This window comes from Dietzia sp. NCCP-2495, from assembly GCF_026011735.1.
Lineage (GTDB): Bacteria > Actinomycetota > Actinomycetes > Mycobacteriales > Mycobacteriaceae > Dietzia.
The window spans coordinates 82821-103321 of the sequence record NZ_BRVN01000007.1; the positions used below are offsets into that span (position 1 = coordinate 82821).

Sequence of the window (20501 nt, forward strand, 5' to 3'; positions counted from 1 at the left end):
GGGGACCTCAGGTCCCGGGGACACCACCGGGGGCGTCGGCGTCCCGGACGTCGCCTGCGTCGCCGACGTCCGGGGGTGGGGCGCGACGTATGACGACGACGAGGCCGTGCGCTTCGTAGTCTCAGCAGATGCCCGGCCCCGCTCGAGACGCCCTCCGCCGCAACGTCGGCCATCTTGCATCGGTGGCCCTGGTCGTCATGTGGAGCTCCGGCTTCGTGGGAGCCGAGCTCGGGGTTCGTTCCGGCGGCACCCCGCTACAGCTGTTGAGCTGGCGGTTCACGATTCTCGCGGTGATGCTCGTGTCGGTCTGTCTGGTACTGCGTGTCGACCTCACCGACCGGCGGGCGTGGGGCAGGCAGGCGCTCATCGGGCTGCTCAGCCAGGCTGCGTTCCTGTATCTCGTCTTTGAGGGCGTCAACAACGGCGTCGACGGTGGGCTCGCCGCCCTCATCGCCTCGCTCCAGCCGTTGCTCGTGGCCACGGTCGCGGGCCGGATCCTCGGTGAGCGCATCACGCCGGTCATGTGGATCGGCATGGTCCTGGGGCTGGCCGGGGTGGCGGTGGCGGTCTCCGGTGATCTCGGCAGCGGGTCGGCGCAGTGGTGGGCCTACCTGCTCCCGGCGGTCGGGATGCTCTCGCTGACCACCGGTACGGTGCTCACTCAGAAGCTGCGACCCACCGAGTCGCTGCTGCAGTCCATCACCATGCAGATGGTGGTCACGGCCCTCGCGCTGCTGGTTGTGTCGGTCGTGGTGGGGCAGGCCGCGGTGCCGGCCCGGCTCGATTTCTGGCTCGCCGTGCTGTGGCTGGTGTTCTTGTCCACTCTCTGCGGCTACGCCCTCTTCCAGTACGTCACCCGCACGCGCGGGGCGACGGTGTCGAGCGTGCTTCTCTACCTCACCCCGCCCACGACCATGCTCTGGGTGTGGCTCATGTTCGGCGTGCCGATCACGCTCACGGCCGTGCTGGGGATGACCATCAGCGCGGTTGGAGTCACCCTGGTTCTGAGATCACGGTCGGCAGCAGCGTCTCACTGGGCTCGTCGGTAGAGCGCCGCGGGCCGTCCGCGGAGCGCGGTGGACAGGAGCACCTCGCCGTCGTCGTCATATACCGGTTCCACATGCGGCTTCATCCGGCGCGCGAAGTTGTCCTTGTGTAGCTCCTCGCTGAGCACGGCCTCGTGGACGCGGCGCAGTTGGTGCAGGGTGAACGGCTCGGGCAGGAAGTGGTCGGGGTCCGGGCCGACGCCCGCGTAGCGCTGCCGGATCTCGTACCGCTCACGGACGTCGGCGATCGCGGCGGCGACGATGGCGGCGTGGTCGAACAGGAGCTTGTCCACGCCTTCGAGCTGGCCGTCCGCGGTGACCGGGACCAGTTCGCCCCGGGCCCCGGCGAGGTCGGCCTCGTGCAGTGGCAGGGAGTGTGCGGCGGACACGGCCCAGGTGCGGTCGTCGCGGGCGGGATCATCGAACAGGCGCAGGAGTCGCGGGCCGGCGGTGACATCTGGCGCGATCCTGACCTTGCTCTCCAGAACCATGTCGGCGGTCTGGGCGACTGTGGTGCGCTCGCGCAGGAACGCCCCGGGCAGGGCGATGCCGTCCGGGTCGCTGCGGTGCTGGACGAGGATCCGCAGTTCAGGATCGGCTCCGCCGGCGCCGGTCACGGTGAGGATCGCCAGGTCCACGGCCACGGCGGGTCGGGGATAGGTGCTGAGTGTGGACACGCCTGTCACATTAGCGCGGATTTAGTGCTAATGTTTAGCGCGCATGGAGTGCTAAAGAATGGAGTGGAGCAATGAACACGATGAGCGACCGCATCGCCGGCGTGATGATCGGCACCGCCGTGGGGGACGCGCTCGGTGCGGGCTACGAGTTCGGCTCCGCGCCCCTCGGCACCGATGGTCCGCAGATGATCGGCGGCGGACTCGGCGGCTTCGCACCCGGCGAGTGGACCGACGACACCACCATGGCCTGGTGCGTCCTCGACGCGGCGGCGCAGCACAGAGGCCTGCGCTCGGAGGCCGCGCTCGACGCGGTCGCCCGCAACTTCCGCGAGTGGTACGACTCCCGACCGCCGGACATCGGCACCCAGACGCGCGCGGTTCTCGCCGCGGGAGGTCCGCGGCCCACGTCGGCGGGGCTGCTGCAGGCGTCGGCGGAGTTCGCGACCGGGCGCGCGCGGTCGGCGGGCAACGGATCGCTCATGCGCACCGCGCCGGTCGCGGTGGCGCACCTGGGCGAGCCGGGCGAGATCGTGCGCGCGGCGACGGCGGTAAGCGAGCTCACCCATGCCGATCCGCTGGCGGCGCAGGCGTGCGTGCTGTGGTCCCTGGCGATCGACCGGTCCGTGCGGTACGGGGTGCTCGACGTCCGTAGTGGGCTGGAATGGTTCGACGACGACGAGGTGCGCGACTACTGGACCGGCGCGATCGATGAGGCCGAGCAGGGTCCGCCCTCGCGCTTCGTCGAGAACGCCTGGGCGGTGGGAGCGTTGCAGGCCGCGTGGTCGGCCATCCACCACACGCCGGTGCCCGCGGACGATCCGTCCCGCCACGCGACACAGGCCCTGGCGACGGCCCTCGCCATCGGCAACGACACGGACACGGTCGCCGCGATCGCGGGCGGCCTGCTCGGCGCGCGCTGGGGTGCCTCGGCGTTCCCCACCCGGTGGCGGGGCATGCTTCACGGCTACCCGGGGCTGACCGGCGAGCGGCTTGAGGAGCTCGCGGTTGCTGTGGGTGCGTGACGCCCGCGACGTCGCCCCGCGTGGTCCACGGACGCATTTAGTGGTTCGCAGTCGCACCGGGCGGTCCACACATGTCCGGTGAGGGTGTGGACGGGCGTGCACAGGGCGGGGGAGGATTCAGGAGTGACCCCTGAACAGCCTGATCCCGTTCATCGCGCACTGGCGGAACTCGACGCCCGGCTCGGACGCATCACCGCCGAGCTCGCGGACGTCCGCGCCGGGCTGTCGGACCTGGCCAGGCAGTCGGCTGCGGCGCCGGGCCCTGCGAGGGGCGGGTCATCTGCCTCGGTGTGGAGCCCCGGACCTGCTTCCGGCCCTCTTCCACATTCTGGACCCGGTCCCGCACCGGCGAGTGGCCCGTGGCGACCAGCCGCCCCCGCTGCGGCACCGGGGCGTCCGGCCCCCGGCCAGCCAGCACCGGGCCAGCCTGCACCCGGCCAGCAGCAGCCGTGGCGTCCCGGGGTCGGACCAACGCCGGAGGCGGCGGGTAGCACCCCGCGCTCCCGCGGAATCAAGATCAACGCGGCGACGATCATCGCCGCGATCGGCGGCGCCGTGATGCTCGCCGGAGTAGCCTTCCTGCTGGTCGTGGCCATCCAGGCCGGACTGTTCCCGCCGATCGCCCGCGTGATCGGGGCGGCCGTCCTCGCCGCCGTCCTACTCGGACTCGGCCTGTGGCTGCAGTCGCGACATGAGCCCACCGACTCGCGGCCGGTGAATCCCGGCGCTCTGGCACTGGTCGGAACCGGTCTGGCCGCGGGAATGCTCGACGTGATCGCCAGCACCGTGCTCTACCAGTGGGTGCCGATGCCGGCCGCCTACCTCTTCGTGGGTGGCCTCGCGCTCGGGGGAATCGCCCTGGCTCACCGCTGGTCATCGGCCGTCCTGGCGTGCCTCGTCACCGCGGGCACCATGGCCCTGTCGCCGCTCATCTCCTCCGGCGTCGAACTGCCGATCTTCTACGCGATCATCGGCATCGCCACCGCCCTCCTCGCCGGCGAGCTCGGCACCGTCGTGCGCGTACTGTGGTCTGTCCCGCCAGCGTTCCTGCTCACCGGCTACCTCGCGAACTCGGGCACCACCGCCACGAGCGACGTGATCGCGCTCGTCGTGGCCGCCCTGGCCTTTGCCGCCGTGGCAGTGGTGGTGGCCTGGTACGACACCTTCCGGCGGAGCCCGGTGAACGAGACCGCGTCCCTCGTCGTCGTCCCCACTGCGGTTCCCCTCCTCGTGATCCCGCCCCTCGACCTCGCCCGCCCCGGCCTGGTGGTGGGGCTCCTTCTCGCCGCCGCCTACCTCGTCATCTCGGCCCTCGTCGGACGGGTCGCGATGGCCGGTGCGGGACTCGGCGCACTGACCGAAGCGAGCGCACCGGCCGACGGGGGCGCGGCGAGCGACCCTGCCGCTCCCGCCGGACCCGGTACCCGATCCGAGGTCGAGGCCCGACACGGCGCAGGGATGGTGCTGGCCGCGGTGACCGGCTGTGTGGGCAGCGTCCTGCTCGTGGCCGCCTGGGTACGGCTTGGGGACGACGGGCCCACCGCCTTGGCGATCACGCTCACCGCCGTCGCGTACGTCCTGGTCGCCGGACAGTGGGCCCGGGCCTGGGTGGAATGGGTCGCCGGCATCACCACGGTGCTCGCGCTGCTGGTCTACCTGGTGGTCAACCAGCCGCACCTCTCGCTGAGCGAGCGCCTCGCCGTGCGGGAGTTCACGTACCTCGACGTGGTGGCGTCGTTCGCGATCGGGGTCCTCGCGGTGGCCGCGACCTGGTGGATCCGCCGGCGCCATCCCTCCGAGGCGACGCGCGCGATGATGGCCGGGGCCGTGGTGGCGTTGGCCGCGCTGTCGGTGATGGTGGTCGCGGCCGGCGTGGTGATCGGCGGGCTCTCGGGCTTCGCGCGCAACGGGTTCCTCGCCGCGCACCTCGTGGTGACCGTGCTGTGGATCTGCTGCGCCGCGTGGCTCGTGCTCACCGCCAGCCCGCGCTTCGCGGAAGCCCGCACGCTCGGGTTCGTGCTGGGCGGACTCGCGCTGGCCAAACTGCTGTTCCTCGACCTGGCCACGCTGCCGGGACTGTTCCGGGTGCTGTCCTTCATCGTGGTGGGTGCGGTCATGCTCGCGGTGGCCGTCCGGTACCGCAAGGACGGGGACCGGGAGGACGAGACCGGTGCGGGCGGGAACCGTGAGGGCGGCGGCAGGCCCAGTGGTGGGCCCGGCGGTGGTGTCGGCGCTGGTTCCGGCGACGGTCCCTGGCAGCCCGGCCGGTAGCGGCGGAGGCGGAGTCGGCCGGTTACCGCAGGGACACCGAGCCGTCGGGGAGCGGTTCGCCGACGTAGATCTGGAACGCGCGCGGTGTCTCACCGGACATGAGGACCTGGATCTCCGGATGGTCGACCTCGTCCGGGTCGTCCGACGGCATGCTCCACACCACCTCGTTCGCGGTGGTGAGCAGATGCAGTGCCGCCCGGGTCGCGCGGACCCACCGCACGTGTTTGAGGGCGGGCTCGTCGCGGAGTTCGTCGTCCGCGAGCTCCTCACGGTCGCGGAGATCGACCATCAGGCGCTCGCCGTCCGGCGCCTCGTAGGCGATGCAGACGCGATCCACCAATACGGCGAGCGGCCACGACGGGCCGGTTCCCAACAGGTCGATGAGGACCATTCGGGCGTCGCCCACCTGGCTGGGCGTCGGGGTGGTGAGGACCTGCATGCGTGCGGCTACGTCGTCGGTGATGGAGATGAGCTGAACAGTCATGGCAGATCCCTTCATCTGAGGCGGGACAGCCTCGGGAGAAAGGGGGAAGTGGTGCGACCCGAACCGTCCCGACTGTGATCTGTATCATACAAGCTGGCCCGGCTGGGCAGGTGACGGATGGGTGACGATTACGGGGCCGGCGGGTGCGAGCGGGCGGCCCGGCGCTGCTCCCGGTCGAGCCTCCGGGCGGCGTGCCGTTCCGCCTCGCGACGACGCTCCACCTCGTGGTCGTACGGACTTCCGCGGAAGCGCCGGAACGAGTAGACGAGCAGGCACAGCGCGATCCCCGCGGAGAACAGGAGTGTCCCGCCGGTGCCCCACCCGCCGAACAGCCAGTACTCGTCGCTGACCGGCCACCAGTCGGGCGCGGGCGGGTGCAGGCCCCAGACGATGCCGATGCCGGCCAGCCAGGCCACGCCGATCAGGGAGGCGACGATCCGCGGCCAGGTCTGGACACCCTTCGACGCGCCCTCGAGTGCCATCCGCTTGACCGGATCGACGCGGTTCTCGACCCATTCGTACTGCTGCGAGAGCACCACCATGCCGGCGAACAGCATGAGCAGTCCGGGGCCGGGCAGGAACAGGGCGGCGATCCCCAGCACGACCAGCACCCAGCCGAGCGTCTCGAGCAGGAGGCGCTTGACGGCGACGTAGCCGAGTCGTTTCACGGAAGCCATGGTTGCAGAAAATGGCCCACGGCCGCAGGGAAGGGCGCGGGTGAGCTAGGCGAGCACGGGCGAGCGGAAGTCGCGCGCTGCGGCCACACCTGCGGCGATGTCGACCTCGGGCCAGCCGTCGGGAGCGTGAAGGACGGCCCGGAGGTGCTCGGGGGTGAGCTCGGCGCCGGCGGCGATGAGAGCGTCGACCGCGGCGGTGTCGGGGGCGTCGAGGAGGGTGTCGTCGGCGAGCTCGTCGATGATGTCGCGCAGCGCGAGCGGCGTGGCGGGGAACAGGTCGGGGTCGAAGCCGTCGTCGACCGGCTGGTCCAGGCGCCACCACCGGGCGCCGTCCCAGCCGTACAGGAAGCCCAGGTAGGAGCCGTGCGCGCGGGCGTGTTCGACGCCGCGGCGCCACCAGCCGGGGGCGTCGCCCACCAGGTCGGTTCCGGACTCGCCGTCGCGTCCGCTGCCCTCGGTGAGGGAGAACTCGTGGTGCCAGCCGGCGAGCAGGGCGCGACCGTCGCCGGGACGGAGCAGGGCCATCCACATCTCGTCGCCGCGGGTCCAGTGCAGCGCGGTGGGGGAGGGGCGGTGGTGGTCCACCCCGACGGCCGCGCGTACGGCGGCGTCCACGGCGAGGAAGGACGTGATGTCATCGGGCGTGGCGTCCATGGCGACGGGGAGCAGGGCCATGTGCCCCACGGTAGGGGGAAATGACGACGACGACGAGACCCCGTCGATGAACGTCCGGTGGACTCCCGGTTGCGTCCCGTGCTGCCCCGACGCGCCGCGGGTTCTCGGGGGGAGCGTGCCGGATTCTCGGGGGGCGTAGCCGGACTGTCAGGGAGCGCGACGGACTCTCAGAGTGCGCGTCTGGGTAAAGCCACCCGCGGGATACGAGGCGCTCGTACCGTGGTGGATATGGACACTCGTCTACCTTCCGGCCCGCGCCTGCCTCGTTTGGTGCAGACGCTGGGCGCGCTCGCGGCCCCCACCGTCACGTTCCCCGCCGCGGCCCGGCGCTACGGGGTGCCGTTCTCGCTCCGGCTCCTCCAGGGCCGCCGGATCGTCGCGGTGTCCGAACCTGCCCAGGTCAAGGACGTGTTCGCCGGGTCCCCGTCCGTCTTCCATGCGGGTAAGGGCAATGACCTGTTGCGTCCGCTGCTGGGGGAGCATTCCCTGCTGCTGCAGGACGGCGACGAGCACGCCCGTGCCCGCCGACTGCTGGCGCCGGCCTTCGGCAGGCGGGAGATCGCGGGCTACCGCGCGATGGTCGAGGAGGTCACCGCCCACCAGGTGGCGACGTGGCCGGCGACGGGTCGGGTGCGGGCGCACGTCCTTCTCAACGAGCTCACGCTCGAGGTGATCCTGCGCGTGGTGTTCGGCGTGACCGACACGGCGCGACTGGACCGGATGCGGCCGGTCGTCGCGCGCGCCGTGGACGCCGGTCCCGTGGTGATGATCGGGCTGGGGAAGCCGGCACTGCACCGGTTCTGGCCGTGGAGCCGTGAGGTCCGCGACCTGGAGACGATCCACGAGTTCCTCTCCGAGGAGATCGAGTGGGCTCGTCGCGACTCGGACCTGGCCGGTCGGCGCGACCTGCTCGCCCTGCTCGTGCGGGCCTCCGCCGAGGACGCCCAGGGGCTGTCGGACACCGAACTGCGGCACCAGCTCATCACGTTGGTGGCCGCCGGTCACGAGACCACCGCCACCGCGATGGCCTGGGCGATGCTCGAACTGGCCCGTCACCCTGACGTACAGGACAGGTGCGTCGAGGAGATGGAGGCCGGCGGCACGGAGTACCTGGACGCGGTGATCAAAGAGGTCCTGCGCCTGCACCCCGTGGTCCCGATGGTCATGCGGGAACTGCAGGAGCCGGCGACCGTGGACGGCCGCACCTACCCCGCGGGCGTGACCGTATCGCCGTCGATCGTGCTGGCCCACCGCTCCTCCGACGCCTATCCCTCGCCGCGGGACTTCGACCCGCAGCGCTTCCTCGGTGACGTGCCCACGCCCACCACGTGGCTGCCGTTCGGCGGTGGGGCCCGCCGGTGCATCGGGGCGTCGTTCGCGATGATGGAAGGGCAGGTCATCCTCCAGCAGGTCCTACGCCGGTACCGGATCGAGCCCATCGGCAGCGGCCGCGAGTGGCCCCGGGCGCGCAACGTGACTCTGTACCCGTGGAAGCGTGCGCGTGTGACGCTGAGAGGACGCTGATGTGCGTTTTCTCCCCGGCCCCCCTACCGTGGATCCTGTGAATGCTTCAGAGTCGCCCGTGCCGATGCCCGAAGCTCAGCGTGCGTCGGCACCTCGCATGTACACGTGGGTCTCCGACACCGGTCGGGTGATCGAGCAGGTCAGAGTGGTTTCTGAGGAGGGCGCGAGTCGCGCCCGCGGTCGTGTCGTCTCGGCCACGCACTCAGATCATGACGCTTTCACCATCGAGTACGAGGCCGAGATTTCGGCCGCGTTCGAGCTGCGTCGGGTCCGGCTGACCACCGCCACCCAGGATTTCGAGCGCACGATCGAGTTGACGTGCGACGCCGAGGGGTCGTGGCAGCTCGACGATCCCTCCGACACCCGCTCCCGCGTCGGCGGCGTGGGCGTCAAGGACATCGACCTGACGTACAGCGTCTTCTTCGCCAGCCTCATCATCCGTCGCCTCGGCCTGGACACCCAGCAGGATTCCGCCGAGGCGCGCGTGCTCTCGGTGGACTCCCTCACGCTCGAGGTCAGTGACGACACGGTGACCATGTCCTCGGACGACGAGCAGATCTACGGCATCACCGCCACCGGGTCCACCACGGCGACCGTCGACCCCGACGGCATGATCCTCGAGGTCCACGGGCTGAGCCGACGCGTCTGAGCCGCCGCGTCGGTGCCTTCCCGCTGGGTAGATCCGGCCATCGGGCCGGTCCAGTCTGGTCGGTCTGCGCGGTTCAGTCGGCCAGACTGACAGGCCGACCCTGCGCCCCCGCGGCCCGCAGGGCATCGAGCCATCCCGGTGCCCCGGGACGGATCACGACCGCCTCCCGCTCGACCTGCGCCTGCTCGTAGGCCAGCCGCGCGCGGTGTCCCTCGTCGATCAGCGGCCCCAGGCTCCCGCCTGCCGCCAGCGCCTCGCGCGCCGCGGTCAGGTCCGTCAGCACCTCGTCGAGCACCCCCAGCAGTGCGTCCCGGTTGGGTTCGCAGATCGCCCGCACCAGGTCGGGCGCGGTGCTGGCCACGCGCGTGCCGTCACGGAACGAGCCGGCCGCCAGCGCCAGCGCGAGGTCCGCGCCGCGCTGTCCCGTCAGCGCGAGCGACTCGGCCAGCACATGCCCCACATGCGAGATCCGGGCGACCGCGCCGTCGTGCTCGGTCGAGCTCGCCGAGACGAGGCGTGAGCCGCAGTCGGTGGCCATCGCGGCGACGCGTGCCCAGGTGTCCGGGTCGGCGTCGTCGTCGGCCGCCACCAGCCACGTCGCCCCGCGGAACAGGTCGGCCTCGCCGGCCTCCCACCCGGAGTGCGCGGTGCCGGCCATGGGGTGTCCGCCGACGAACCGGGCGGCGAGGCCGTGGCGCCGCACCGCGTCGAGGACGGGTCCCTTGACGCTGATCACGTCGGTCAGGGCGACGCCCGGCGCGTGCTCGGCCACCGCGCCCAGAACCGTGTCGAGGGCGGGGAGGGGGACGCCGACGACGACGAGGGCGTCCCGCTCCAAGGCCCGGCGGAGGACGTCGGCCAGATCCGTGGAGACGTCATATCCGTCCGCGGTGGCGGCCACGGCGGTGGGGGCGGAGCGGTTCCAGCCGAACGTCCTGTCGGGCCCCAGCGCACGCATCAGCGACCCGCCGATGAGACCCACGCCGAGCACGCACACGGCAGGTGCTCCTGCGGGCGGGGACGGCGGGGTGGATGCGGCTGTCGTCCTCGCGGGGGTCCCCTCACTCGTCACCTGACAAGGTTCTCACAGCCGACTACGGTTGAGCCCATGGCCAGCAGCTCCGACCGAAGCTCCCGCGACAGTGGAGGGGACTCCTCTGACGACGCGGTGACCGGCGTCGCCCTCGGGATCACCCAGGAGAGAGGGGACTGGCATGTCACTCGCCTCGACGATTCGGCGCTGACCAGCCTCGACGACGCGGCCCGCCAGGTGCGGTCGCTGCGCGCCGAGGGGGCGTCGTTCGGGCTGGTGGATGTGGACCACGAGTACTTCGTAATCCTGCGTCCCGGCCCGTCCGGACTGCGGCTGATGCTGTCGGACGTCACGGCGGCGCTGGACTACGACCTGGCGGCCGACGTGCTCGACGAGCTAAACGTCGAGGCGCCCGATCTGACGGACGAGGAGCTCGAGGAGACCGACCCCTGGGGCGAGGGAGACATGGCGATCCTCGAGGACCTGGGGCTTCCGGAGGGAGTGCTGGAGATCATCGTCTCCGAGACCGATCTCTACGCCGATGAGCAGCTGCAGTCGGTCGCCGAGCGGATGGGCTTCGGCGCCCAGCTCGAGCGGCACCTCCCCGACACGTGACCTCGCCGGCCCGTCGCGCGGCCGACGAGGCGGTGATCCGTCGCGCGCTGGAGGTCGCCGCGGGCACCCCGGTGGGGGATGTGCCCGTCGGCGCTCTCGTCCTGGGGCCCGACGGCCGCGAGCTGGCCGTCGCCACCAACCGTCGCGAGGTCGATGGTGACCCCTTCGCGCATGCCGAGGTGCTCGCGTTGCGCGAGGCCGCCCGCGTCCTCGGCGACGGGTGGCGGCTCGAGGACTGCACCCTCGTGGTGACGCTCGAACCGTGCACGATGTGCGCCGGGGCGGCGGTCGCGTCGCGGATCGGCCACATCGTTTTTGGCGCCTGGGAACCTCGGACCGGGGCCTGTGGCTCGTTGTGGGACGTGGTGCGGGACCGTCGGCTCGTGCACCGGCCCGAGGTGCGGGGCGGGATCCTCGAAGCCGAGTGCGCCACGGTCCTCGAGGAGTTCTTCCGCGCCAGGCGGTGATCGTCACCGGTGGTGCTGGTCGCCTCGGTCTCCGTACCGTGGTGGTCACGAGGCGCCGACTCCACAGGCGCCGTGATTCAAGGGGGCACCACATGGGAGTGGCAGACAAGTTCTCGAACAAGGCCGAGGAGCTCGGTGGCCGCGCCAAGGAGGCGGCCGGCGCAGCGTCCGGTGACCGAGACCTGAAGGCCGAGGGCCAGGCGGACCAGGGTTCGGCGAATCTCAAGCAGGGCGCCGAGCAGGTCAAGGACAAGGCCAACGAGGTCGCCGGGAAGCTCACGGGCAACAACTGATCTCCGCCGGGCCCGGGCCTGTGGCGGGTCCGGGCTCCGGACACGGCCCTGCATGCGGCTTGACCGGCGGATACCCACTGTGTGAGCGACCGATTTTATTCTGAAGGTCGGTTTCTAGTAACGTACTTCGCGGTGGCGTGTCCGAGCGGCCGAAGGTGCAGCACTCGAAATGCTGTGTTGGGTAACCCCCAACCGTGGGTTCAAATCCCACCGCCACCGCCAGGTGAGAAGCCCCGGATCTCGATATGAGATCCGGGGCTGTCGCGTTGCCGATCTGTCCGTTGCCGTGCTGTCGCGTTGCCGACGCGGCGGGTCAGGGGAACCGGCGTTCAGCGCGGCCGGTATCGCCGGTATCGCCGGTAGCGCCGGCATCGTCGGTCCGGCCGGTGCCACCGACCGGGTCGGCGAAGTCCGGGAGGGACGCCACCGCGTAGAGCGTGGTGAGGGCGGAGTCGATGACCGACTCCTGCTTCTGGCCCGACTCCTCGCCCAGCAGCGCGAGTTCTTCGATCCCCGCCAACCAGGCACGCGTCAGGACCAGCGACATCGGTGCGGGATCGTCGATCCCGATGCTCGCGAGGATCCGGAGGCTGATCGTGCGGTGCATGTCGTTGACGACCTGCTCGAGCACCGGATCCACCGCGCGTCCCGAGCGCAGGACGGCCACGTAGTTGTCGCGCCGTCGCTGGATGTAGCGGACGAGCGCCGTGATGATCGCGCGGGTCCCGTCCACGGCGTGCGTGTCCTCCGGAACCTCCGTCAGCGACAACACGTGATCCGAGGCCGCCCGCACGACCTCGGTGAGGTAGTCCAGCTTCGTGGGGAAGTAGTGGAACATCAGACTGCGGGACACCCCGGCCCGTTCCGCCACGTCATCCAGCGACAGCGCGTGGAAGGGTGTGGTCTCGAGCAGTCTGATCCCCAACGCGACCAGCTGGGACCGGCGTTCCCCCCTGGAGAGTCGGCGGCCTCCGGCTGCGGTCATGGCTCACCTCGTCGTTCGATGTCGTACCTGTCGTGGGTGGTGGTAGCCGTGAGCGCTGATGCTGGCGCTGGCGCCACTGTCGTCGTCGTGGTCGTCGTCCCGGTTGTTCCATGATCCCGGCACGTCACGGACGGGCCCCGCACCGCCGCCACCACAGGCCATCCTAGGGCCGCGCCCGGCCCGTCCGACGGGCGTGCCACGATGGACGCATGTCGGACCACGCGCTCTCCTCGACCCGTCCCACCACCTTCGACGTGGGAGAGAGGATGGTGCTCGACGGCACGGCCGGCGGGCGCACCGGCGTCATCCACACCCCGCACGGGGACATCGCCACGCCGGCGTTCATCCCCGTCGGCACCAAGGCCACGGTCAAGACCCTCACCCCGGACCAGGTCCGATCCACCGGCGCACAGGCCGTGCTCGCCAACGCCTACCACCTCTACCTCCAACCCGGACACGGCGTCGTGGACACCGCCGGCGGCGTGGGCGAGTTCATGCGCTGGTCCGGCCCCACTTACACCGACTCCGGTGGGTTCCAGGTGATGAGCCTCGGGGTGGGGTTCAAGAAGGTCATCGAGATGAGCGCCGGCACGAAGCCGGATGACGCCGCCACCAACAAGAACCAGGGGCGACTGGCCAAGGTCGACGAGGACGGCGTCACGTTCACCTCGCACCTCGACGGCTCCCGGCACCGGTTCTCGCCCGAGGTGTCCATGCAGATCCAGCACGGGCTCGGCGCCGACATCATCTTCGCGTTTGACGAGCTCACCACGCTGATGAACACGAGGACGTACCAGGAGAGTTCGGTCGAGCGGACCCGGCGCTGGGCGCAACGGTGCCTCGACGAGCACGAGCGGCAGTCGCTGGAACGCACGCACCGGCCCGGGCAGTCGCTGTGGGGCGTGGTGCAGGGCGCGCAGTTCGAGGACCTGCGGCGGCAGGCTGTGCGGGGACTCGTCGAGATGAGCGACCGCGCCGAGGCCGAGGGGCGGCGCGGGTTCGGCGGTTACGGGATCGGCGGCGCGCTGGAGAAGGAGAATCTCGGCACGATCGTCGGCTGGTGCACCGAGGAACTGCCCGAGGACCGGCCGCGGCACCTGCTCGGGATCAGCGAACCCGATGACATCTTCACCGCGGTGGAGAACGGCGCCGACACGTTCGACTGCGTGGCCCCCACCAGGCTCGCTCGGCATGGCGGCATCTACACCCTCGACGGGCGCGTCAACATGACTCGCGCGCAGTTCCGGCACGACCACTCGCCGCTCGACCCGGAAGGCGCCTCCGAGGTGTCGCGGGAGTACTCGCGGGCCTACATCCACCACCTCTTCAAGGCCAAGGAGTTCCTCGGTCAGACCCTGCTGACCCTGCACAATCTGGCGTTTGTGGTGCGGCTCGTCGACGAGGTCCGTGCCGCCATGGCCGCCGGGCCCGACGAGTACCTCGCGTACAAGGCCGAGTTCATGGGGCGGTACTACGCTCAGAAACGGTGAGGGGCGGGCTGCGGGACGTGTCAGCCGGTGATCAGGGAGCGATCGCGGATGAGTGCGGCCCCGGTGCGTGGACGACTACGCGAAGTAGATCGAGTGATGCAGTGAGCAGCCAGGATTGAACGGTGAGGCGCACGACGGGCAGGCCTCGGCCTCGAGGTAGTCGCTGATCGGCATCGTGGTGCGACAGACCCCGCACAGGATCGCGTGCTCATCGAAACGGTCCGCCGGCCACGCCGAGATCGGGTGGTCGACTGTCTCGGCGTGGCAGCGGAAGCATGGGTAGAACTCGCCGCAGCAGTGGAAGCGGATCGCGACGATGTCCAGCGGGCTGGAGTAGTGGATGCAGCGGGTCTGGCCGTCGACAGTCGGGCCCAGGACCCGGACGGCGGACCCGGTGTCGGGTCCGCCGTCCGGATCGAGGGCTGAGGTCATGCGCCCGAGTCTGCCAGCACGGGAGCGAACGGTCAGGCAGTCGAGCCCGCGAGCACGGGCACGAACGGTCAGGCAGCCGTGTCGGCGAGAGCGGCCTGGTAGGTGGGCTCTCGCTTCTTGATCCAGCCGATCACCAGGTAGGTGACCGGCATGAAGAGTGCCTCGACCAGCGTCTTCCACACGAAGCCGATCACCACGTAGTTCCAGTAGTCGCCCGATCCCAGCACCATGCCCAGGGCTGGCGCCGCGATGGTGCAGAAGATGATCGTGTCCACGAACTGGCCGACGATCGTCGAGCTGAGCAGCCTGACCCACAGGCTCTTCTCGCCGCTGCGGCGCTTCATCCACACGAGCACATAGGAGTTGAGCAGCTCGCCCACCACGTAGCCGGCCAGGCCGGCGATGAAGAACTGCGGGACAACTCCGGCCACGGCCTCGAACGCGTCCTGGTTCTCGTAGAAAGGTGCGGCGGGTAGTGCGGTGGTGATGGTGAACGTCAGTGCGGCCAACGCGAGGACAGCGAAGCCCGAGATCACGACGCGCCGCATGGCCTTGAAGCCGTACACCTCACTGATCACGTCGCCGAGTACATATGCCAGCGGGAAGAGCAGGAAGGCACCGTCGGTGACAAATCCGTCGAGGACGAGGAACCCGAGCTCGAAGCCCAGGTCCGGAAAGAGGAGGACGCCCTTCGTGCCGGCGACGTTGCTGATGAGCATCACGCCGACGAACAGGGCGATCAGATAGCCGTAGTACGGGCTCGCGACCGCGGCGAACACGGCTCGGCCACGCGATTCTGAGGTGGGAGCGGAGGTAGAGGCGGGGGCGGCTGTGGCGGTCGCCTGGCCTGCGGAGGCGGTGGGGCAGGCGGTCTGGGTGCTGGAAGCCGGCTCGGGAGTGGTCCCGTCCGGCCGCCCAGACCCGAGCGGCTGGGAATGGGAATGCGATGAAGTAGTCACGGGCGTCGATTATCCGCGCAAGGGCCCACACCCGGCGAATCTGCGTCCTGCTCGAATCCAGCGCCGCCCCGCCCCGCACCCCTGGAATCCGCTACTCCGCCCCCTGATCCGCTACTCCCGGACGGGTAGCGAATGTGAAGGGAGAGTAGCGGATTCCAGGGGTGCGGGGCGGGAGTGTGGATCAGGCGAAGACCCAGGGGCCGGATCGCAGGCCCTCGGGTGTGACCAGTCCCCGGAGGTCGTGGATCGAGTCCGAGCCCTCGGGCCCACCCAGTGAGGCCACGATGCGGGCGACGGCGTCCCTCGTCGTCGTCCCCTGGGCGGCGAGATCCGCGAGGGTGACGGCGCCGTCCCGCTTGGCGAGGCGCTCACCGGCCGCGTTCACCGCGAGCGGCACGTGCGCGTACTCGGGGCGCGGGAGGCCGAGCAGATCGGCGAGGTAGGCCTGGCGCGGCGTGGAGGACAACAGGTCCTCGCCGCGCACGACCTGGTCGACGCCCTGGGCGGCATCGTCGACCACGACGGCGAGGTTGTACGCCCATACGCCGTCGCCGCGGCGCAGGACCACGTCGTCGACGACTCCCGTGTAGTCGCCGTGGACCCGGTCGGTGATCGTCAGCTCGGTGACCTCGGCCCGGAGCCTGAGCGCGGGGACCCGGCCCTTCCCGAGCGCGGCGCGGCGGCGGGCTCGTTCGGATTCCGGCAGGTCGCGGCAGGTACCGGGGTACGAACCCGGCGGGGAGTGCGGGGCACGCGGGGCCTCGGCGATCTCGCGGCGGGAGCAGTAGCACTCGTAGACCAGGCCGCGTTCGGCCAGTTGGTCGGTGGCTGCGGCGTAGGCGGGGAACCGCTCGGACTGCCACATGATGTCGCCGTCCCAGCCCAGGCCGATCGCGGCGAGATCGGCCAGTTGGCGCTCGGCGACGCCGGGGCGGGCGCGGGCGGTGTCGAGGTCGTCGATCCGCATCCGGAACTCGCGGCCGGAATCGCGCGCGAGCAGCCACGCGATGACAGCCGTTCGCAGGTTCCCCAGGTGCAGATCGCCCGACGGGCTGGGGGCGTAGCGGCCGGCGCCGCGCGGCGAGCTGGGGGAGATCACGGGCTCAAGCGTAGGCGTGCGGGTCGCTGGGGCGTCGATGCTGCCGGGGTGGAGAGGGTGTCAGTCGAGGTGTGCCGATTCCCAAGCCAACGTTTCTTCGTGGTACGAGACCATGTCCTCGCGCGAAGTCGCGTTGATCTCCGAACGAAGCCGGGCGATGCGCTGGTGGCGGTCACCTACCGGCTTGGCAGGCCGCCGGGCCCCAGACTGCTCGCTTGCATCGGACACACCAGCAATCGTAGTTGCCACAGGGTGGGAGCGCTGGCGACCGGGAACTGACACACTTGGCGGCATGAGTGCTGATGCCGACGACACCACCCGCCTGACCGAGGAGCAGATCGCCGAGGGGCTGGCCGACCTTCCCGGCTGGGCGTTCTCGGAAGGGTCCCTGACCTACACCGCGGTATGCGAGTCGCCGCAGGCCGCGATCGACCTGGTGGCCGCTATCGGCCAGGCGGCCAACGGCCAGAACCATCACCCTGACCTGTTGTGGAGCTACGACGAGGTGACCCTCGACATTCGCAGCCACGACGTGGACGGAGTGACAAACCGGGACCTGCGGCTGGCGCGGGCCGTGTCCGCGCTGTCCGGGGAGTTCGACGCCACCCCGCTGGGGCTCGACGAGGCCTGACCCGCCTGCTCCCTCATCGTTAAGATGGTTTCGCACGATCCCACCCGGGTGATGCGGGCCGGACCCTCTGCTCGATGAGGCAGGCTGCGGAGTCTGCTGGATGGGGCTGGCTGCGGGGTCCGGTGCCGCGGATACCGCGCCCGACGTGGCACCCTGCTGGCGCCCGGGCATCCGGCTCGTGTACGACGGGACCATGGCACCGAACCTGATCGCCGACGAGGCCCGCCGACTGCCGCCTGAGCCCACCAGCCGGTGGATCCTGGCGACATTCGCCGGCGCGGCCGTGGTGTGGGCTGCTGTGTTCTGCTGGCAGGTTGTCGTGCTGCCGGATACCTTCGCGATCCGGTTCGACTTCAGCGGGGAGCCCACGAGCCGGTGGGACAAGTGGCCCGCACAGATCCTGTCCGCGGTGCTCGCCGCGGTGATGGTGGCGCCGGCTCTGCTCATATCGCGGGTCGTGCTCCGCGCCCCTAACCTGGTCAGCGCCCCGAACAGCCCGTGGTGGACCGCGGCTCCCGGGAGGCTGCGCCGGTTCGAGCGACTCATCCGGGAAGACCTGTACCTGCTCGCCGCGGCGGCACTGCTCCTGCTCGCGCTCGGAGAAACCGGAATAACGATCGCCGCGACCTCGGAGAGCGGGGGCATGCCCGTGGTAATTCTCGTGGCGATGATCGTGCCGATGGCAGGTCTGGTCGCTGTGGTCGTCCGGATGGTCGGCGGCGGTGGGCGGTACGACCGTCAACCAGACCTCGACGACGGCTGACCCAGGCCCGCGACGCCCGGGGCCCGCTCAACTCCCGACTTCAACCCTCGACCTCAACCCCCGAGAAGCCCGCCCGCGAACGTCGAGGCCGCGCCGGCCAGGTCGAGCAGCGGCTGGGGGAGGACGCCGAGTACCAGGGTGATCGCCACGGTCACCCCGACGACCGCGAGCGCGGCAGGCCGCTGGACGAACGCCACGGAGGGTGCGGCGTCGACCCCAATACGCCGAGCACCACCAGCCACACGGCACCGGCATCAACGGCCGCCGAGAATACGGCGAACTTGGCGATGAACCCACTGGTCAGCGGGATCCCGGCCAGGGCCAGGAGCAGCACGGCAAACGCCGCCGCGATCACCGGCTGCCGCCGCCCGAGCCCGGTCCACGAGCGCAAGTCGGTGGCACGTGCGCGGTCCGGCGGACTTCCGGCGGGTGCGGCCGGGCGATGTGCTGATCTATCGCGAGACCGACCCGGCGTGGACCCCGCTGTTCTCCGTCGGGGCCGCGGTCGTGACGGAAACGGGCGGCGTGCTCTCCCACGCGGCGATCGTGGCCCGGGAGGTCGGGATTCCGGCGGTACTCGCGGTGGAGGGGCGATGGAGCGGCTCGCGCCTGGTGTGCAGGTCCACGTCGATGGTCACGCGGGGTCGGTCACTCGCGAGGGCTGAGGCGATGGACGCAGTGACGACTGAGGTGACGGGCGCAAGGGCGAGCGCTTGTGCGGAAAAAGAAGACGCGGCCCGGGCTCGAGAACTCCGGGCCGCGTCTGCGGCGGAGGATAGGGGATTTGAACCCCTGAGGGGCTATAAACCCCAACCCGCGTTCCAGGCGAGCGCCATAGGCCACTAGGCGAATCCTCCGGGGAGCACTTTACCCAGCCCGGCGAATCGGAGGCAAACCGGGATGGCGAGCCCGGACAGGGAGGGGTGGGGGAGGCGGGTCGTGTGCGGCGGGTCGGGTGGCACCGGTAGACTCACCCGTGGACCCCGCGCGGCGTCCATCCTGTGAACTCCCCCAGGGCCGGAAGGCAGCAAGGGTCAGCGGGCTCTGGCGGGTGCGCGGGGTCCCCTTATGTATTCACAGGGCACCACATCCCCAGTTGTCGAACCAGACGGAGGCCACAGTGGCGCTGTCCGATCTCTCCCACGACGAACTCGCCGGCCTCGAGTCGCAGCTGGCGTCGGAATACGCGGCACTGGCGGACAAGGGATTGTCGCTGGACCTGACGCGCGGCAAGCCGTCGCCGGAGCAGTTGGCTCTGTCCGAACGTCTCCTGGCGCTCCCGGGCGAGGGGGACCACACCTCGGGCGCGACCGACGTCCGCAACTACGGCGGCGGCGCCGGCCTGCCCGAGCTGAGGGCGATCTTCGCCGAGCTGCTGGGGGTCGACCCCGACCGCCTGATCGCGCAGGACAACGCGAGCCTGTCGATCATGTACGACGCGCTGACGTTCGCGATGCTCTTCGGCACTCCCGACTCCGAGCGCCCGTGGAAGGACGAGCCCGCGCTGCGGTGGCTGTGCCCCGTGCCCGGCTACGACCGCCACTTCGGGATCACCCAGGCGCTCGGCATCGAGATGATCCCGGTGCCTCTGGGCCCGACCGGCCCGGACATGGACGTGGTCGAGCGGCTCGTCGCCGACGATCCGTCGATCAAGGGCATGTGGTGCGTGCCGATCTTCTCCAACCCCACCGGCGCGGTGTACGACGACCACACGGTGTCGCGCCTGGCCCGGATGACCACGGCTGCCCCCGATTTTCGCGTGATCTGGGACAACGCGTACGTCGTCCACACGCTCACCACCGACTTCCCCAAGGTTCCGGACGTCGACACGGTCGCCGCCGAGGCGGGGAACCCGAACCGCTTCCTCCAGGTCTGCTCGACCTCCAAGATCACGTTCGCGGGCGCGGGCGTGTCCTTCCTGTCCTCCTCCGAGGCCAACCTCGACTGGTACCTGAAGCACGCGTCGGTCCGGACCATCGGGCCGAACAAGGTCAACCAGTTGGCACACGCCCGTTTCTTCGGGGACGCCGAGGGCGTCCGTGCGCACATGCTCGCCCATCGCGAGAGCATCGCGCCGAAGTTCGCGGCCGCGGACGAGATCCTGACCCGTCGTCTCGGGGAGTACGGGATCGCGTCCTGGGCGATGCCCGAGGGTGGCTACTTCATCGATCTCGAGGTGGTCGACGGCACGGCGACCGAGACCGTGCGACTGGCCAAGGAGGCCGGGGTCGCACTGACCCCGGCGGGCGCCGCGTACCCGTACGGCAACGATCCGGACGATCGTCACATCCGCCTGGCGCCGACGCTCCCGCCGCTGGCCGAGGTCGAGGCTGCGATGGAGATCGTGGGATTGTGTGCGCTCCTCGCGGCCTGCCGTGCCGCTAGGTGACGCGGCAGCATTGATCCGGCCGCCGGTGTAACGCGGTTCGGCGGTTCGTATCGGTGTTGGTCCGGCGCCCCGGCTGGGCGTGCACGTCGCCAATCGTTGTGGGCCATATGGAGTGACCTGCAACGCTCCGCCTACGTGATCTAGGGCACGTTCTAGAAATCTGCTCCCTCAGCGCTGACGTGTGTCGACCGCTCTGACATGCGCGAACGACGTCCGGTGGCCGTGTTGAGCGTCTGTCAACAAAGATTTGGCCTTGTTCACTCCGTGGCCTTCTGGTTGTATCTAGACGTCCGAGCCACATGGGTCGGGCGTCGGAGTGC

The 20501-nt window shown here is 70.4% G+C and carries 22 protein-coding genes, 2 tRNA genes, 1 other RNA gene and 1 pseudogene; 15 read left to right on the forward strand and 11 right to left on the reverse strand.

All coding sequences use genetic code 11. The annotated features are described in order from the left end of the window. The first annotated feature begins 128 nt into the window (after window positions 1-128). The gene (locus tag OPF83_RS08475; protein WP_264886926.1) at window positions 129-1049 is read left to right on the forward strand and encodes a DMT family transporter; all 921 of its coding nucleotides are present in this window, start codon (window positions 129-131) and stop codon (window positions 1047-1049) included. Here the strand turns inward: OPF83_RS08475 and OPF83_RS08480 are convergent. Continuing rightward, window positions 1031-1723, reverse strand: a complete 693-nt coding sequence (locus OPF83_RS08480) for an NUDIX hydrolase (RefSeq protein WP_264886927.1) — start codon at window positions 1721-1723, stop codon at window positions 1031-1033. The genes OPF83_RS08475 and OPF83_RS08480 overlap by 19 nt on opposite strands. Before the next feature lie 71 nt (window positions 1724-1794). Between OPF83_RS08480 and OPF83_RS08485 the strand changes: the two genes are divergently transcribed. Together OPF83_RS08485 and OPF83_RS08490 are read left to right on the forward strand one after the other, a co-directional pair. Continuing rightward, window positions 1795-2745 carry an ADP-ribosylglycohydrolase family protein gene (locus OPF83_RS08485; RefSeq protein ID WP_264886928.1) on the forward strand — a complete coding sequence of 317 codons (951 nt, stop codon included), beginning with the start codon at window positions 1795-1797 and terminating at the stop codon, window positions 2743-2745. Between the two features lie 123 nt (window positions 2746-2868). After that, window positions 2869-5016, forward strand: coding sequence for a DUF2339 domain-containing protein (locus tag OPF83_RS08490; RefSeq protein WP_264886930.1), 2148 nt, complete (start codon window positions 2869-2871; stop codon window positions 5014-5016). A 22-nt stretch (window positions 5017-5038) separates the two neighbouring features. Here the strand turns inward: OPF83_RS08490 and OPF83_RS08495 are convergent, their stop codons facing one another. The 3 genes from OPF83_RS08495 to OPF83_RS08505 all read right to left on the reverse strand — a co-directional run bounded on the left by OPF83_RS08495 (window position 5039) and on the right by OPF83_RS08505 (window position 6852). Beyond that, window positions 5039-5500 carry a hypothetical protein gene (locus tag OPF83_RS08495; protein WP_264886932.1) on the reverse strand — a complete coding sequence of 154 codons (462 nt, stop codon included), beginning with the start codon at window positions 5498-5500 and terminating at the stop codon, window positions 5039-5041. 128 nt (window positions 5501-5628) lie between these two features. Beyond that, a complete protein-coding gene (locus OPF83_RS08500; protein WP_264886933.1) occupies window positions 5629-6177 on the reverse strand; it encodes a PGPGW domain-containing protein in 549 nt (182 codons plus the stop codon). Window positions 6178-6222: 45 nt separating this feature from the next. Then, entirely contained in the window at window positions 6223-6852 is a 630-nt protein-coding gene (locus tag OPF83_RS08505) for a hypothetical protein (protein ID WP_264886934.1), read from the reverse strand. A gap of 228 nt (window positions 6853-7080) precedes the next feature. Here OPF83_RS08505 and OPF83_RS08510 point away from each other — a divergent pair, with 228 nt between their 5' ends. Continuing rightward, on the forward strand, window positions 7081-8376 hold the full coding sequence (locus OPF83_RS08510) for a cytochrome P450 (RefSeq protein WP_264886935.1): 1296 nt from the start codon (window positions 7081-7083) through the stop codon (window positions 8374-8376). A 37-nt stretch (window positions 8377-8413) separates the two neighbouring features. Next, window positions 8414-9025 carry a putative glycolipid-binding domain-containing protein gene (locus OPF83_RS08515; RefSeq protein WP_264886936.1) on the forward strand — a complete coding sequence of 204 codons (612 nt, stop codon included), beginning with the start codon at window positions 8414-8416 and terminating at the stop codon, window positions 9023-9025. 73 nt (window positions 9026-9098) lie between these two features. Here the strand turns inward: OPF83_RS08515 and OPF83_RS08520 are convergent, their stop codons facing one another. Beyond that, on the reverse strand, window positions 9099-10022 hold the full coding sequence (locus OPF83_RS08520) for a prephenate dehydrogenase (RefSeq protein WP_264886938.1): 924 nt from the start codon (window positions 10020-10022) through the stop codon (window positions 9099-9101). Between the two features lie 111 nt (window positions 10023-10133). On the opposite strand from OPF83_RS08520, the gene OPF83_RS08525 reads away from it, so the two are divergent. The 4 genes from OPF83_RS08525 to OPF83_RS08540 all read left to right on the forward strand — a co-directional run bounded on the left by OPF83_RS08525 (window position 10134) and on the right by OPF83_RS08540 (window position 11655). Continuing rightward, entirely contained in the window at window positions 10134-10673 is a 540-nt protein-coding gene (locus OPF83_RS08525) for a tRNA adenosine deaminase-associated protein (protein WP_264886939.1), read from the forward strand. Then, on the forward strand, window positions 10670-11140 hold the full coding sequence (locus tag OPF83_RS08530; RefSeq protein WP_264886940.1) for a nucleoside deaminase: 471 nt from the start codon (window positions 10670-10672) through the stop codon (window positions 11138-11140). Before OPF83_RS08525 ends, OPF83_RS08530 begins: the two co-directional genes overlap by 4 nt. A 92-nt stretch (window positions 11141-11232) precedes the next feature. Then, window positions 11233-11433 carry a CsbD family protein gene (locus OPF83_RS08535; protein WP_264886942.1) on the forward strand — a complete coding sequence of 67 codons (201 nt, stop codon included), beginning with the start codon at window positions 11233-11235 and terminating at the stop codon, window positions 11431-11433. 131 nt (window positions 11434-11564) lie between these two features. Then, a tRNA-Ser gene (locus OPF83_RS08540) sits at window positions 11565-11655 on the forward strand. Between the two features lie 91 nt (window positions 11656-11746). Here OPF83_RS08540 and OPF83_RS08545 read toward each other — a convergent pair. Further along, a complete protein-coding gene (locus OPF83_RS08545; protein WP_264886943.1) occupies window positions 11747-12418 on the reverse strand; it encodes a TetR/AcrR family transcriptional regulator in 672 nt (223 codons plus the stop codon). A gap of 209 nt (window positions 12419-12627) precedes the next feature. On the opposite strand from OPF83_RS08545, the gene tgt reads away from it, so the two are divergent. Further along, on the forward strand, window positions 12628-13908 hold the full coding sequence (gene tgt, locus OPF83_RS08550; RefSeq protein WP_264886944.1) for a tRNA guanosine(34) transglycosylase Tgt: 1281 nt from the start codon (window positions 12628-12630) through the stop codon (window positions 13906-13908). A 75-nt stretch (window positions 13909-13983) separates the two neighbouring features. On the opposite strand, the gene OPF83_RS08555 is transcribed toward tgt, so the two are convergent. The 3 genes from OPF83_RS08555 to gluQRS form a co-directional block, all read right to left on the reverse strand. Beyond that, window positions 13984-14340, reverse strand: a complete 357-nt coding sequence (locus tag OPF83_RS08555; protein ID WP_264886946.1) for a CHY zinc finger protein — start codon at window positions 14338-14340, stop codon at window positions 13984-13986. Window positions 14341-14408: 68 nt separating this feature from the next. After that, window positions 14409-15119, reverse strand: a complete 711-nt coding sequence (locus OPF83_RS08560) for a queuosine precursor transporter (RefSeq protein ID WP_264886947.1) — start codon at window positions 15117-15119, stop codon at window positions 14409-14411. Between the two features lie 361 nt (window positions 15120-15480). Further along, the gene (gene gluQRS / locus OPF83_RS08565; protein WP_264886949.1) at window positions 15481-16398 is read right to left on the reverse strand and encodes a tRNA glutamyl-Q(34) synthetase GluQRS; all 918 of its coding nucleotides are present in this window, start codon (window positions 16396-16398) and stop codon (window positions 15481-15483) included. Window positions 16399-16690: 292 nt separating this feature from the next. Here gluQRS and OPF83_RS08570 point away from each other — a divergent pair, with 292 nt between their 5' ends. Both OPF83_RS08570 and OPF83_RS08575 read left to right on the forward strand, forming a co-directional pair. Next, window positions 16691-17029, forward strand: coding sequence for a 4a-hydroxytetrahydrobiopterin dehydratase (locus OPF83_RS08570; protein ID WP_264886950.1), 339 nt, complete (start codon window positions 16691-16693; stop codon window positions 17027-17029). Window positions 17030-17222: 193 nt separating this feature from the next. Next, window positions 17223-17792 (forward strand): DUF1648 domain-containing protein, encoded by a 570-nt coding sequence (locus tag OPF83_RS08575; RefSeq protein ID WP_264886951.1) that lies wholly within the window; start codon window positions 17223-17225, stop codon window positions 17790-17792. Window positions 17793-17943: 151 nt separating this feature from the next. Here the strand turns inward: OPF83_RS08575 and OPF83_RS08580 are convergent, their stop codons facing one another. After that, window positions 17944-18183 carry a proton-conducting transporter membrane subunit gene (locus OPF83_RS08580; RefSeq protein WP_264886952.1) on the reverse strand — a complete coding sequence of 80 codons (240 nt, stop codon included), beginning with the start codon at window positions 18181-18183 and terminating at the stop codon, window positions 17944-17946. Between the two features lie 53 nt (window positions 18184-18236). On the opposite strand from OPF83_RS08580, the pseudogene OPF83_RS08585 reads away from it, so the two are divergent. Then, window positions 18237-18323 (forward strand): annotated as a pseudogene (locus tag OPF83_RS08585) (hypothetical protein); the annotation flags it as partial. A 238-nt stretch (window positions 18324-18561) separates the two neighbouring features. Here the strand turns inward: OPF83_RS08585 and OPF83_RS08590 are convergent. Further along, window positions 18562-18649, reverse strand: a tRNA-Ser gene (locus OPF83_RS08590). A gap of 118 nt (window positions 18650-18767) precedes the next feature. Between OPF83_RS08590 and ffs the strand changes: the two genes are divergently transcribed. Together ffs and OPF83_RS08600 are read left to right on the forward strand one after the other, a co-directional pair. After that, window positions 18768-18862, forward strand: an RNA gene (gene ffs / locus OPF83_RS08595) — signal recognition particle sRNA small type. Window positions 18863-18912: 50 nt separating this feature from the next. After that, complete coding sequence (locus tag OPF83_RS08600) at window positions 18913-20181, forward strand: aminotransferase class I/II-fold pyridoxal phosphate-dependent enzyme (RefSeq protein WP_375546234.1); 1269 nt, start codon at window positions 18913-18915, stop codon at window positions 20179-20181. Window positions 20182-20501: the final 320 nt, after the last annotated feature.

Coding starts and splice junctions, on each gene's coding strand:
- OPF83_RS08475 (WP_264886926.1), top strand. CDS start 129: ATGCCCGGCCCCGCTCGAGACGCCCTCCGCCGCAACGTCGGCCATCTT.
- OPF83_RS08485 (WP_264886928.1), top strand. CDS start 1,795: ATGAACACGATGAGCGACCGCATCGCCGGCGTGATGATCGGCACCGCC.
- OPF83_RS08495 (WP_264886932.1), bottom strand. CDS start 5,500: ATGACTGTTCAGCTCATCTCCATCACCGACGACGTAGCCGCACGCATG.
- OPF83_RS08500 (WP_264886933.1), bottom strand. CDS start 6,177: ATGGCTTCCGTGAAACGACTCGGCTACGTCGCCGTCAAGCGCCTCCTG.
- OPF83_RS08505 (WP_264886934.1), bottom strand. CDS start 6,852: ATGGCCCTGCTCCCCGTCGCCATGGACGCCACGCCCGATGACATCACG.
- OPF83_RS08510 (WP_264886935.1), top strand. CDS start 7,081: ATGGACACTCGTCTACCTTCCGGCCCGCGCCTGCCTCGTTTGGTGCAG.
- OPF83_RS08525 (WP_264886939.1), top strand. CDS start 10,134: ATGGCCAGCAGCTCCGACCGAAGCTCCCGCGACAGTGGAGGGGACTCC.
- OPF83_RS08535 (WP_264886942.1), top strand. CDS start 11,233: ATGGGAGTGGCAGACAAGTTCTCGAACAAGGCCGAGGAGCTCGGTGGC.
- OPF83_RS08545 (WP_264886943.1), bottom strand. CDS start 12,418: ATGACCGCAGCCGGAGGCCGCCGACTCTCCAGGGGGGAACGCCGGTCC.
- tgt (WP_264886944.1), top strand. CDS start 12,628: ATGTCGGACCACGCGCTCTCCTCGACCCGTCCCACCACCTTCGACGTG.
- OPF83_RS08555 (WP_264886946.1), bottom strand. CDS start 14,340: ATGACCTCAGCCCTCGATCCGGACGGCGGACCCGACACCGGGTCCGCC.
- OPF83_RS08570 (WP_264886950.1), top strand. CDS start 16,691: ATGAGTGCTGATGCCGACGACACCACCCGCCTGACCGAGGAGCAGATC.
- OPF83_RS08575 (WP_264886951.1), top strand. CDS start 17,223: ATGGCACCGAACCTGATCGCCGACGAGGCCCGCCGACTGCCGCCTGAG.